10 protein-coding genes and 2 tRNA genes are annotated in these 13311 nt (G+C 51.7%); 2 read left to right on the forward strand and 10 right to left on the reverse strand.

Features of this window, described 5'->3' with window-relative positions; genetic code table 11:
- Positions 1-242: 242 nt before the first annotated feature.
- The 7 genes from HMPREF3050_RS00940 to rpsT form a co-directional block, all read right to left on the reverse strand.
- Positions 243-1718 (reverse strand): surface lipoprotein assembly modifier, encoded by a 1476-nt coding sequence (locus tag HMPREF3050_RS00940; RefSeq protein ID WP_070773146.1) that lies wholly within the window; start codon positions 1716-1718, stop codon positions 243-245.
- Between the two features lie 258 nt (positions 1719-1976).
- Positions 1977-3185, reverse strand: a complete 1209-nt coding sequence (locus tag HMPREF3050_RS00945) for a Slam-dependent surface lipoprotein (protein WP_070773147.1) — start codon at positions 3183-3185, stop codon at positions 1977-1979.
- A 345-nt stretch (positions 3186-3530) separates the two neighbouring features.
- Positions 3531-5339: an aspartate--tRNA ligase gene (gene aspS / locus HMPREF3050_RS00950; protein ID WP_070773148.1), complete on the reverse strand. Its 1809-nt coding sequence runs from the start codon at positions 5337-5339 to the stop codon at positions 3531-3533.
- Positions 5340-5403: 64 nt separating this feature from the next.
- A complete protein-coding gene (locus tag HMPREF3050_RS00955; RefSeq protein WP_070773149.1) occupies positions 5404-5862 on the reverse strand; it encodes an Ivy family c-type lysozyme inhibitor in 459 nt (152 codons plus the stop codon).
- A gap of 319 nt (positions 5863-6181) precedes the next feature.
- Positions 6182-6862, reverse strand: coding sequence for a DUF502 domain-containing protein (locus HMPREF3050_RS00960; protein WP_070635901.1), 681 nt, complete (start codon positions 6860-6862; stop codon positions 6182-6184).
- Positions 6863-7020: 158 nt separating this feature from the next.
- Positions 7021-8241, reverse strand: coding sequence for a phospholipase A (locus tag HMPREF3050_RS00965; protein WP_070773150.1), 1221 nt, complete (start codon positions 8239-8241; stop codon positions 7021-7023).
- A gap of 240 nt (positions 8242-8481) precedes the next feature.
- Positions 8482-8745: a 30S ribosomal protein S20 gene (rpsT, locus tag HMPREF3050_RS00970; protein WP_002212556.1), complete on the reverse strand. Its 264-nt coding sequence runs from the start codon at positions 8743-8745 to the stop codon at positions 8482-8484.
- A 303-nt stretch (positions 8746-9048) separates the two neighbouring features.
- Between rpsT and HMPREF3050_RS00975 the strand changes: the two genes are divergently transcribed.
- The gene (locus tag HMPREF3050_RS00975) at positions 9049-10191 is read left to right on the forward strand and encodes an extracellular solute-binding protein (protein ID WP_003769278.1); all 1143 of its coding nucleotides are present in this window, start codon (positions 9049-9051) and stop codon (positions 10189-10191) included.
- 438 nt (positions 10192-10629) lie between these two features.
- Here HMPREF3050_RS00975 and HMPREF3050_RS00980 read toward each other — a convergent pair.
- The 3 genes from HMPREF3050_RS00980 to HMPREF3050_RS00990 all read right to left on the reverse strand — a co-directional run bounded on the left by HMPREF3050_RS00980 (position 10630) and on the right by HMPREF3050_RS00990 (position 12278).
- Positions 10630-10704: transfer RNA gene (locus HMPREF3050_RS00980), tRNA-Glu, on the reverse strand.
- Between the two features lie 13 nt (positions 10705-10717).
- Positions 10718-10794: transfer RNA gene (locus HMPREF3050_RS00985), tRNA-Arg, on the reverse strand.
- A gap of 131 nt (positions 10795-10925) precedes the next feature.
- Complete coding sequence (locus HMPREF3050_RS00990; RefSeq protein WP_003769256.1) at positions 10926-12278, reverse strand: deoxyguanosinetriphosphate triphosphohydrolase; 1353 nt, start codon at positions 12276-12278, stop codon at positions 10926-10928.
- 183 nt (positions 12279-12461) lie between these two features.
- On the opposite strand from HMPREF3050_RS00990, the gene rsmA reads away from it, so the two are divergent.
- Positions 12462-13241 carry a 16S rRNA (adenine(1518)-N(6)/adenine(1519)-N(6))-dimethyltransferase RsmA gene (gene rsmA, locus HMPREF3050_RS00995; RefSeq protein ID WP_070773151.1) on the forward strand — a complete coding sequence of 260 codons (780 nt, stop codon included), beginning with the start codon at positions 12462-12464 and terminating at the stop codon, positions 13239-13241.
- The last annotated feature ends 70 nt before the right edge of the window (positions 13242-13311 follow it).

The following is a 13311-nucleotide window of genomic DNA, read 5'->3' on the forward strand; positions in this document are numbered from 1 at the left end:
GTGGCTTTTTTGTTTGGGAAAAATCAAATTCGTGTGGTCCATAGAGCCACCCTCTCCCCAACCCTCTCCCGCCGGGCAGGAGAGGGGGTAGGTTACGGCAGATTTGGAAAGGTATAGAAGGGGATAGCGGTGGGTGTGAGATGTTTGCTGTTATTTGAACTCATTAAACGAGGTCGTCTGAAATTCATAAATCCTTATTTTCAGACGACCTTTCTATTTTCCTATCCATCCTATAAAACGCTTCAAAACTGTTTTTTCACGCCCAGCATGATTTCGTTTTGGCGGTAGCGGTAGAACACGGAATTGCTTTTGACGGTGGTGTGTTTGAAGCGCAGTTCGGGGTAGAAGCCGCCGATGTGCCATTGTCTGAAGCCTGCGGCGGCGAGCCAGACGGTTTGGCGGTCGCTGCGTCTTTGTCCGTCTGCGGCGATGCCTGCGCGGTCGTAGAGGTTGCGCCGTTTCATGACGAGGGCGTTGAGGTAGGTACCGTTGTCAAACAGGGTGTATAAGCCTGTGCGGAGGGTGTATTCGCGGTGGTCGGATGTGCCGCCGTTGTATGTGCGGCGGGTGTAGTCCGAGCCTGCGAACACGCCGGTTTTCGGGGTCAGGGCGTATTCTGCGCCCAGGCCTGTGCGGTATTCGGTGTAGTCGGCGGCGTAGGTTTTTGCGGTGCCGCTGTGGCGGTAACGTTTACCCGACCAGTCGGCGTTGACCTGCCATTTGGGGTTGATGGTATGCGTCCACGAGGTTTCGGCGCCGTAGGCGTTGTAGTAGGTGTGGCGGTTGCGCCGTTCGTGTTCGTAAACGGGCATCAGCGAGAGGCGGCTTTGTGCGTCGGCGTATTCGTAACCGGCGGACAGCGTACCTGTTTGGCTGCCGTAGTCGGACAGGGCGGCGTCTGTGTCTTTGCGGCGGTAGTGCGTGCCGTAGGCGAGGAGGCTGGTTTTGAGGCTGTGGTGTCCTTTAATGGGCCTGATTTTGCCTGCGCTCAGGCTGTAATTCCATACGGGGGAACGGATGGGGTCGGGCAGGTTTTGGTAGGCGAGGCATTGGCCGTCAAGCGGCAGGATGCAGCGGATGGAGCCGTCGGATTGGTTGATATTGCTGTTGTAGCCGTAGGCGATGCCGATTTGTCCGTGCCAGCGGCTACGTTTGTCGATTTCGCCGAGGTATTGTCCGATCAGGGCGCGGGTTTCTTCGGGAATATCGGCGGCTTGGGCGCGGGCGAATGCGCTTCGGGCTTCGCGGTTTTGGTTGTCTTCGGTATAAAGGCGCGCGGTTTCGAGCAGGATGCGCGGGTTGGCGGGGTCGAGTGCTTCTGCCGCTTGCAGGTTCCGTAAGGCTTCGGCGAGGCGTCCTTCGGCGCGTTGTTTCAAACCGAGCACCAATTTGGGCAGGGCGGGATTGTGGCCGGGCAGGGCGGCATAGCGTGTGGCGAAGCGTTCTGCCTTTTTCCATTGACGTTCGTTAATGGCATGATAAATCGCGCTTTCCAGCTCTTCGGTATTGTTGCCTACGGTGTAAATCTGACCGCCGATACGGATGTATGCGTCGTCGTTTTCGATGTCGCCTGCGGGTGTGCCGCCGTCCAGCCAGCCGCTTTCCCGATATTGCTGCTGCACGCGCCCGTTTTCTTCAGACAGGCGGCGCAGGTCGTCGCTGTCAGCGTGGGAGGACAGGGGCAGTAGGGCGAGCAGGAGGAGGCAGGATTTGTTCATTCGTTTTCTTTCGGGCTGGTGTGTGGTGGGTAAATTTCGGACGGGGCGGGTTTGCGGCGAAGCGGAGCGGTCGTCTGAAAAGATGCGATTTTGAATATTGCTTTGTTTTTAATCTGTTTCCGTTTTCAGACGACCCTTGAGGTAATGAGAAGCACAAAAGGTCGTCTGAAAACGGAAGCCGCGGAAATCCGTCCGCAGCTTGCCATAAAACGGGGAAAGCACGGCAATCCGCGCCTTCCCCGTTGTTCTATCGACGGTTTATTGTTTTATACCGCCGAAGGAGATGTCATCGGCGCGGCTTTCCGTACCACGGGTCGCAATACCCGCCAATGCGGCGGCATTTTGACCGTAGAACTGACCTTTGATGCCTTCGCGGTTGCGGGCGGCATCAGAGGCAAAAGTACCGTTGCGGTTGTCGATTTTCACGCCGGCAAAGTCCAGAGTGTCGGTATGGCGCGCCAGTTTGCCGGTCATGCTGCCGCTGTCGCCCGAACCAAAATAGGCTTTGACGGTACCGGTATAGATATCGCGTTCGCCGGCTTTATGACCGTTGACACCGACTACGTTGTAAGTTGCAGTCGCCAAGCCTTTGGTGCTGCCGGTCGGGTTTTTGCCATAGAACCAGGCAGGATGCGCGTTGCCTTTGACATGCGCAGTAGCGGCGGCTTCTGAAGCAGGCGCCCATTCGCCGAAGAATACATTGCCCGAAGCGGTCGGGATTTTGCCGACGGTCAGCAAGCCTTTTCCTTTGCCGTCTTCAGTGTTCAGGCTGAACAGCTCGATCTGATTGATGCGGCGTTCGCGGATGACGCGCTCGCCCTTGCCTTCGATTCTGTCGATAACAAACAGGATTTCTTTGTTTTTCAGGTTGTCGGCATCAGCAACGCGGACGGAATTTTTGACTGTATATTGAGGTTTTGCCACTGCGTTGTTTGGATTGTAGGCAGGCGGTGCGTCGGCTGTGGTCATGACGCCGACAGGTGTTGTCGAAGTACGTTTGCCATAAATTGGCTCAGAGTAAGGGAAGTTACCATTGTTGACGACGGGTTTAGCCGGAGGAGGCGCAATCGGTTTGCCGATAGGGCGGGCAGGAGGTTGGGAGGCTGTGCTCATCACACCGCTGTCCGGTATCGAAACATTGCCGCCGATTGGCATGGAGTAAGGAAAGTCGCCATTGTTGCCGACAGGTTTGGATGGAGGAGGCGCAGTCGGTTTGACCGGACGTGCAGGAGGCAGGGTCGCGCCCGCCAGCGTCATCACGTCGTCGTGTGCTTTCAAATAAGGTTTGCCGTCGCGCGCTGCGTTAGGATTAATCGGCATGGAATAGGGGAAATTGTGGTTGTCCAAAGTGCTGCGTGCGGGAGCAGAGGTGGGGCGGGAAGCGTCATATGCAAACGCAGAATGCGCTGTGATAACCGCCGTCGCTGCAAAACAGGTTTTTAGAATAGAGGAAGTTATTTTTTTCATAGCAATACTCTTGTCGATAATTAATCAGGATATTGTCTGTATGCGTGCAACAATAAACTGCTTGATGAAACAAGCTGATACATACAGGGGAGGCGAGGATAGCATGACAAGGGGGAAATGTAAAAAATTACTGTGGGATTATGAATATAAACTGATATTACTCAATTAGATTAAATTTAATAGGGCGATTTGCCCATGACTTGATGAGTGTCGGAGGATTAAAATAGAAAATGCCCGCTTACTGACATTCATTACATCCATGATGAAAAAGGTCGTCTGAAACCCGTGTAATTAGGTTTCAGACGACCTTTTGACTGTCAGGTGTTGCCCACCTGCTTTTAAAAATTACGCTTCTTTATTTTCGGTCGCTTTCTGGCGCAGGCGCAAGCTCAATTCGCGCAGCTGTTTGTCGTCCACCGCATTCGGTGCATTGGTCAGCAGACATTGGGCGCGTTGGGTTTTCGGGAAGGCAATCACGTCGCGGATGGACTCGGCGCCGGTCATCAGTGTCACCAAACGGTCAAGGCCGAATGCCAAACCGCCGTGCGGAGGCGCGCCGAATTTCAGGTTGTCCAAGAGGAAGCCGAATTTTTCCTGTTGCTCTTCGGGGCTGATTTTCAGTGCGGCGAACACTTTTTCCTGTACGTCGGCACGGTGGATACGGATAGAGCCGCCGCCGATTTCCCAGCCGTTCAACACCATATCGTAGGCGCGGGCCAGGCAGTTTTCAGGATCGGACGCCATCAGGTCTTCATGACCGGGCTTGGGCGAGGTGAACGGATGGTGCATGGCTGCCCAGCGGTCGCCGTCTTCGTCGTATTCGAACATCGGGAAATCGACGACCCACAAAGGTTTCCATTCGTCCACGAAGTAGCCGTTTTCCGCGCCGTGTTCCAAACCGACTTTGATACGCAGCGCGCCGATGGCTTCGTTCACGACTTTGGCTTTGTCTGCGCCGAAGAAGATGATGTCGCCGTTTTGCGCGCCGGTACGCGCAATGATTTCTTTCAGGGCGTTTTCAGACAGGAATTTCACGATTGGAGATTGCAGGCCGCTGTCTTCGCCGTTGGAAAGGTTGCTGACATCGTTCACTTTAATGTACGCCAAACCTTTCGCGCCGTAGATGCCGACAAATTTGGTGTATTCGTCGATTTCTTTGCGGCTGAATTTCGCGCCGTTCGGTACGCGCAGGGCGACTACGCGACCGCCTTTCATGTCGGCTGCGCCACGGAAGACTTTGAACTCTTCCGTTTTCATCAGGTCGGTCAGCTCGGTAAATTTCAGGCTGATGCGCATATCGGGTTTGTCGGAGCCGTAGTAGAACATGGCTTCGGCGTAAGGCATACGCGGGAAATCGCCCAAGTCCACACCCAGCGCGTCTTGGAAGACTTGTTTTGCCATGCCTTCGGTGATGTCCATGATTTCATCCTCGTTCAAGAACGAGGTTTCCAAGTCGATTTGGGTGAATTCAGGCTGGCGGTCGGCACGCAGGTCTTCGTCACGGAAACATTTGGTGATTTGGTAGTAACGGTCGAAACCCGCCACCATCAACAGTTGTTTGAACAATTGCGGCGATTGCGGCAGAGCGAAAAACTCGCCCGGATGAACGCGGCTCGGCACGAGGTAGTCGCGCGCGCCTTCTGGAGTAGAGCGGGTCAGCATCGGGGTTTCGATGTCGATGAAGCCTTGCGCATCCAAATAACGGCGAACACCCATAGCGACTTGATAACGCAGGCGCAGGTTGCGCTGCATCACCGGACGGCGCAGGTCGATAACGCGGTTGGTCAGGCGCACGTTTTCGCTGATGTTTTCGTCGTCAATTTGGAACGGCGGCGTAGCGGCGGCGTTCAAGACTTCGATTTCTTTGGCCAGGATTTCGATTTTGCCGGAAATCATTTTGTCGTTGGTCGTGCCTTCGGGACGGTTGCGCACGCGGCCGGTAATGCTCAAAACGTATTCGTTGCGGGCGGAATCGGCAGTGGCAAATGCTTCGGGCGTATCGGGGTCAATCACGACTTGGACGATACCTTCGCGGTCGCGCAGGTCGATAAAAATCACACCGCCGTGGTCGCGCCGGCGGTGTACCCAGCCTTTGACGGTTACGGTTTGGTCTAAGTATTGCTCGCTGATCAGGCCGCAATAGTTGGTACGCATAAAATCACCTTTTTATATTGTTCAATTTGAAAAGAAGGAAAAGGTCGTCTGAAAAAAAGACACCTTAATTGTTTTGTTCTTTACGCCATTCTGCCTTCAGAAAATTTAATTCTGCTTCCGTGGGCTTACCGTAAATGTAGATTTGATCCGGATTATTTGTAGAAAGGGAATCATCATCTTTATAAACAACATGATAAGCAGCAATCTGTTGTTTGTCAGTCAGAATATACATTTTGTTGTATCCGCAGTTATGCGGTTGGCACATGGTGGTGTAGTAATAGGTCTTGCCGCCGATTTTCACACTTTCCAGCGGCGGCATCGGACCTGCCATTTTACGCACCCAATTGTGCATGGGGGCTTTGGGTGCATGTTTGCCGACTTGTTCGTGCCAAAGCTTTTTGAAAGCGGGTTGTTTGTGCCAATCAAATAGAAATACCTCTTCGCCTTTACTGTTGGTTACAGGTACGGAGACGGCTAGATTGGGCAGAAACAAGGCAAGCAGTAAAGCAGATAAATATTTCATGTTTATATTTTGAGGTTGAATAAACTTTCAGGCTGTTGGTTTATGCGTTCAGCTCGTCTGAAAATTTCAGTCATCACGATTTTCCCAACGCCAAAGTATAGTGGGTTAAATTTAAATCAGGACAAGGCGACGAAGCCGCATACAGTACAGATAGTACGGCAAGGCGAGGCAACGCCGTACTGGTTTAAAGTTAGGCGAGGTAACGCCGTCCTGGTTTAAAGTTAATCCACTATATAACAACTAAAAACAATAATGACAATGTAAATAGCCATGAATCAAGGCCAAAAGGACCATGTGTCATGTGTTTACCATCTCTAGTTTATTTGTCTAAACATCGTATTTCGGCTTGGGCTTTGAGCGGCAAGTCATCCGGCATCACCATGCCCAACGAAATCACATATTTCAATGCTTCGTCCACGCTCATATCGAGTTCGCGCACGTCGCTTTTTTTCACCATGATGTAATAGCCGCCGGTCGGGTTGGGCGTGGTCGGCACATAGACGGAAAGATAGTCGTCATCGTGCGGCAGGCTGCCTTTGAGTTTGTCGGGAATATGCCCTGATACAAAGGCAATCGTCCAAATATCGGGTTGCGGGAATGGAACCAGCACGGGCGTTCTGAACGAGCGGCTGCTGTCGGAGAGCAGGGACTCGGATACTTTTTTGACGCTGGAATAGATGGACTTGACGACGGGAATCCGTCCCAACAGGCTGTCCCATGCGGCGAGGATTTGACGCCCCAAAACGTTGGCGGCGAACACGCCGGTCAGAAATAAGACGACGATGGCGGCAATAATGCCCAGGCCGGGAATATTGAATCCCCAGAAATATTGTGGCTGCCATTGCTCGGGCAGCAGGCTGATCAGCCGGTCGGCGGCTGATATGATATAGCTGACCGCCCAAATGGTTACGGCTATCGGCAGCCACACCAGCATGCCTGTAATCAGATATTTTTTTAATGCCTTGGCAACTTTTCCGCCTTCGGCCGTTTGTTCTGTCATCTTCTGTGTCATTCCGACAAATATCGCCCAAACGTTGCATTATACGCGTTTGGGCGATAGGAAACGAGTGTTTTTAATATGGGAAGGGTGTTTGTTTTGCTTTCAGACGACCTGTGTGCAACATGATGTAAAAGGTCGTCTGAAAACAGGGTCGGGCATCAAATTCCGTCCCAGTCGTTGAACATCAGGCCGATGCCGATGCCGTTTTGTTTGTGGTTGTAATCAATCAGGCTTTCGCCGTAGCCGTGAAAGCCGCGCACGACGCCTTTGAGTTTGCCTTTAATCGGGAAAGTATAGGCGGCTTCAACCGCGCCGTGTCCGGTTTTGGGATTGTAGCGCAGCAGGGACGAAATATTTTGTTTGTCGTTCAGACGGTATTGCAGCTTCAAATCGCCATAACCCATATAGTCGGTAATGTCGGGATTGTCGTTGTTTTCGCCGGTCTGATCAAAGGCGCGCATCCACACGCGCGGGATGACGGTCAGTTTGCCCCATTCCATCCCCGCCAATGCGTAAACGCGGTTCCATGAGCGGGATTCGGGGCGGCTTTGTCCGTTGGATTGGTGGACGAAGCCTGCGCCGACCATCCGCAGTTTGCCGCCGAACGGCAAATCTGCCTTCACGGGCTGGGTCAGGAAGATTTCGGGTTCGTAATCGGTATTGCGGAACGGCGCGGATTTTCTGCCTTGGTTGTAAATCTGCCAATCGGATTTTTGGGTATAGCCGAACCACAAATCCGCGCGGGTTTTAAACAAATCTTCGGCGATTTTGCTTTTGAACGAAACTTGCAGTTTGGTTTCTATGTGTTTCTGTTCGCTGAATTTTTCCTGATTGGTCGTGCCGCGCGAAGGGGAATGGGGATGGAGGTTGGGCGAGCTGTTGTACCATGCGGGCATCAGGTACATGGGATTATGCTCGCGCACGCTCAACAAGCCGCGCGAGTCGTTTTTGTCCAAATCGTACATCAGGCTCAGCGGCGTGTAGGCATCGGCTGCGGTGCGGAGATTGTCTTCCGAAAGGGTGGATTGCTCTTTATTTTCGTCAAACACAATCGTCGCCGCCTTTTTCTCGCGACTGGTGCTGATGGTTTTGGGCAAATCGACCGGCGCTTTGGCGGTTTCTTCGCGAATGACGGGCAGCGGTGCTTGCGGCGGCAGTTGAGCTGAGTAAATGCTGTCGTAACACGCCAAACGGGTGGCATTGTCTTGAATGGAGGTACATTGCAAAGCCGTGTCGGCATAGGCGACAGGGGCGGTGGCTCCGCCGACAAGGATAAGCATCAAGGCGCGCCGGCATTTGGAGAATGACGGTTTTTTGTTCTTTAGGGCATCGCTTTGCGCCAAATTGTGTTTCAACATCTTGTTCATCATTTCATTCATGGGATTGCCGATTGGGTGTTTTCAGACGACCTTTTGCCTGAACATCGGGATTAATCGTTTGAAAAACAGATTAAACCGCATTTTACCGCCTTGCGCCTGCTTTACGGCAGGTCGTCTGAAAAGTTTACATCAACTTGCATCACATACGGCAATGCCCCTGAAAGGTTAAGACCTCAGGGGCATCGTTATCTGCTTGCCTGTCCCGACGCGGTAACACGCCAAGACGGTGGGCGAAAAAGATTAAGCCAATGCTTTTACTTTGGCAGACAGACGGCTCTTATGGCGGGCTGCTTTGTTTTTGTGGAATACGCCTTTGTCAGCGATACGGTCGATGACTTTGACGGACTCTTGGTAAACTGCTTGAGCAGCAGCTTTGTCGCCGGCTTCAACTGCTTTCAACACTTTTTTCACCGCGGTACGGAATGCTGTACGCAGGCTGGCGTTGTGGGCGCGTTGTTTAACCGATTGGCGGGCACGTTTGCGGGCTTGTGCGCTGTTTGCCATATTGAATATCTCCTGAAAAAATAAATTCTGTAAACGCGCAATTTTAAAGACAGATTCCTCTATATGCAAGTATTTTCTCTGTTTGCGCGCGCAAATCGCCCGTATTTTGCCCAAAAACGACATCTTGTGCAACGCCGTTTTCCCGAGCCTAAGAAATCGTGCCTTATTTCAATAAAAATCAGTCAGATATTGCTTTGAGTTCTCACCTACTTCCATTACAATAGCTCCGCTTTGCGCCGGGGTATTGATGGGGTGCAGAGTGTTCATTTTCCGTTAACAATCTTTCATCAGGAATCTGCCCGTATGAAAAAATCCGTATTAGCCGTATTGGCGGCATTGTCGCTGGCCGCTTGCGGCGGTGGCGAGAAAAAAACCGAGCAACCTCAAGCAGGCAGCGCGCCTGCTGCCAATGCCGAAGCAGCCGCCACCGATACTTTGAACATCTACAACTGGTCGAACTACGTTGACGAGAGCACCGTTGAAGACTTCAAAAAAGCCAATAAGCTGAAGCTGACCTACGACCTTTACGAAAACAACGAAACCCTCGAAGCCAAAATGCTGACCGGTAAGTCCGGCTATGACTTGGTCGTTCCCGGCATCGCCTTCCTGCCCCGTCAAATCGAAGCGGGTGCTTATCAAAAAATCAATAAAGACCTGATTCCCAATTACAAAAACATCGATCCCGAATTGTTGAAAATGCTGGAAACCGCCGACCCGGGCAACCAGTATGCCGTTCCTTATTTCTCCGGCGTCAACACTTTGGCAATTACAGCAAAGGGCAAAGAACTTTTGGGCGGCAAGCTGCCTGAAAACGGTTGGGATTTGCTGTTCAAGCCCGAATATACCAACAAGCTGAAATCCTGCGGTATCGCCTTGTGGGATACGCCGAGCGAGATGTTCCCAATTTTGCTGAACTACTTGGGTAAAGACCCCAAAGGCACAAATCCTGATGATTTGAAAGCGGCGGCGGAAGTGCTGAAAGCCATCCGTCCTGATGTAAAACGTTTCAGCCCGTCTATCATTGACGAACTGGCGCGCGGCGACATCTGTCTCGCAGCAGGTAACGGCGGCGACTTGAACTTGGCGAAAGCCCGTTCCGAAGAAGTGAAAAACAACGTCGGCATTGAAGTCTTGACGCCGAAGGGTATGGGCTTCTGGATTGAATCTTGGCTGATTCCCGCCGATGCGAAAAATATCGCCAATGCCCATAAATACATCAACTACACGCTTGATCCCGAAGTGGCTGCGAAAAACGGCATTGCCGTTACCTTTGCGCCTGCAAGCAAACCGGCACGCGAGAAAATGCCTGCCGAATTGGTTAACACCCGCTCCATCTTCCCGAATGCTCAGGATATGAAAGACGGTTTTGTGATGCCGCAAATGAGTTCGGATGCGAAGAAACTGTCGGTTAATCTGTGGCAGAAGATTAAAGTCGGTTCAAACTGATGGTTTGATGTTTTGAAGTTGAAAGGTCGTCTGAAAACCTTGAGTTGGGGTTTTCAGACGACCTTTGCTTATGTTGGTTTCGTGGGTGTAATGGGTATAGGGATTTGACTTTAATGTGATGTTCTTTTTTATAGTGGATTAACTTTAAACCAGTACGGCGCGTTGCCTCGCCTTAGCTCAAAGAGAACGATTCTCTAAGGTGGTGAATCGGTTCCGTACTATCTGTACTGTCTGCGGCTTCGTCGCCTTGTCCTGATTTAAAGTTAATCCACTATATATGGATTTGACTTTAATGTGATGTTCTTTTGTTTTATTTTGCGGCGGTATTTGCTGTGATTTGTTTGTCTTGTGTTGATTTTAAAGTGGGTTCACTTTGTTTGTGATGAATTGAGTGACAAAGAAAAAAGCACAGTTTAATTAAACTGTGCTTTCGGAATTTGGCACGCCCACGGGGAATCGAACCCCGGTTACCGCCGTGAAAGGGCGATGTCCTAACCGCTAGACGATGGGCGCGGATAAGTTTTGTTGGCGCACCCGGAGCGATTCGAACGCCCGACCCTCTGGTTCGTAGCCAGATACTCTATCCAACTGAGCTACGGGTGCATTTTCATCACTTCGCGACTGCGTCGTGAATCAAGAAGACCGAATAATATACAAGCTGTCGGTTGCTGTCCAGTATTTTCTGGATAAAAATATTTATAATAAAATAACAATATGAAAATAAAGGATATTAATTATCGTAAAATGCCTACTCCCGATAAGTCTTGCGCCATTTTTGCGGCGGCATTGTCTGTCATGCCACCAACGAAATCTAAGATTTTCATGTAGGCGCGATACAGGCTGTCGGTTTCTTGGATGGGGTCGTGGTTTTTTAACAGATCAAGCGCGAGGGATTGGCGCACATCGACCTGTTTTTGCGCAATCATGGCGTATGCGGCTGGAACCAATAAATCCAAAATGGAACCGAGACACGGGAAGGTGGCGATTTCGGTCATGAGTTTGGTGCGGTGGCGGAAAATGCGCGTGCGGGCAAGTTCTTTCGCTTTTTCCAAGGTGTTTTGAACTTGCGGGCTGCACAATGCCAACAGGTCTTTGCCTTTGAAGTTGCCGTTTAGCAGGTCGGATTGGTGCATCATGAAGGTTTGGGCGACGTCTTCTATCGCTTTGCCGATGGCGATGCCGCGCAACATGGCGCAACGCTGGCGGCTGGATTGCGCGTGCCAAGTGCTTTCTTCAAAAGTGAGTTCGGATAATACGCTTTCGATTTCGGCGTCGCTCAGCAAATCCAGTTCGACCGCGTCTTCCAAGTCTAAGAGGGCGTAGCAGATGTCGTCGGCTGCCTCCATCAGGTAGGAAAGGGGATGGCGCACCCAGCAGTCTTTGCCTGATTCAATCAGCCCCAATTCGTCGGCAACGCGACGGATGAAGGGTAATTCGGTTTGGTAAATATTGAATTTTTTTCTTCCGTTGGGGTGTTGCGTGGTCCAAGGGTATTTCAGCAGTGCGCCTATGGCGGCGGACGTCAGGCGCATACCGCCTGCGTCGGGATACATTTCCAAACTTGCCGTGATGCGCAGGCTGTGGGCATTGCCTTCATAGGTTTGGATGTCGTTGCGTTCGGCGTCGTTTAATGTCTGTAAAAACGGCTGGTTTTTAGGATTGCGGAACCAGTCGCGCAATGCGTCTTCTCCGGTGTGTCCGAACGGCGGGTTGCCTAGGTCGTGCGCAAGGCAGGCGACTTGGACGACGGCGCCGATATCGCTCGGTGTATTGTTTTCCGGTAAAAAGCCGCCTGCCTGCAGCATCACGCCTACGCGGTTGCCGATACTGCGCCCGACGCTGGCGACTTCGACGCTGTGTGTGAGGCGGTTGTGGGTCAGGTCGTGTTCGGCTAGAGGGTGGACTTGGGTTTTACGTCCCAATCTGCGGAATGCGCCGGAGAACACGACGCGGTCGTAGTCGATATGGAAGTCGGTGCGCAAAGCGTCGGCTCCTTCTTGGGTGGAAGGCGTGACGGTCGGGATGATTTCGCCGTTTTTCGTGCGGAAACGTTGTGTGGAGAGTAGATTTTTCCAATTCATCTGCATGAAATTGCTCCTTGCGGGTTTTCAGACGAGCTGTGTAGGATGGACGGGATATTACTGCATTGCGGGACGGTTTGAAATCCCGATTGGCGTAGGGCGGCTGCTTGGGTCACGGGTCTGAACAGGACTTTGTTTTTCAGTTACAATACGCGCTTACTATAATGATCGACAGTTTGAAGAGACGCGATGAAAGAACATAAGGCCCGGAAACGCTTCGGGCAGAATTTTTTGCAGGACACGCGGATTATTGCCGATATTGTCAACGCCGTGCGTCCGCAGGCGGATGATGTGGTGATTGAAATCGGGCCGGGCTTGGCGGCGATTACCGAGCCTTTGGCGAAGAAGCTGAACCGTCTGCACGTTATCGAAATCGACCGCGACATCGTACGTCGTCTGAAAACGCTGCCGTTTGCGGATAAGCTCGTGATTCATGAAGGCGATGTCTTGCAGTTTGATTTCAACAGCATCGCGGGCAAAAAGAAAATCGTCGGCAACCTGCCATACAACATTTCCACGCCGCTTTTGTTCAAGCTGGCGGAAGTGGCAGACGATGTCGTCGATATGCACTTTATGCTGCAAAAAGAAGTGGTCGAACGCATGGTCGCCGCGCCGAAAAGCAACGACTATGGCCGCTTGGGCGTAATGCTGCAATATTTTTTCGATATGGAGCTGTTGATTGACGTGCCGCCCGAATCGTTCGACCCTGCACCGAAAGTGGATTCGGCAGTGGTGCGCATGATTCCGGTGAAGCACCGCATCGGCAAGGCGGACGATTTCGAGCATTTCGCCAAACTGGTGAAACTCGCCTTCCACCAACGCCGCAAAACCATACGCAACAATTTAAAAGAGCTTGCCGGCGACAAGGATTTGCAGGCAGTCGGCATCAGCCCGCAAGACCGCGCCGAACATATCGCGCCAGAGAAATATGTGGAACTGAGTAATTATCTGGTTCGCAAGGTCGTCTGAAACACATGACTTCTTCAAGGTAGAGTAGCTATAAATAGTATAGTCAATTAAAAACAAAATGGTACAATAC

This window comes from Neisseria sp. HMSC065D04, assembly GCF_001815675.1.
Classification (GTDB): Bacteria; Pseudomonadota; Gammaproteobacteria; order Burkholderiales; family Neisseriaceae; genus Neisseria.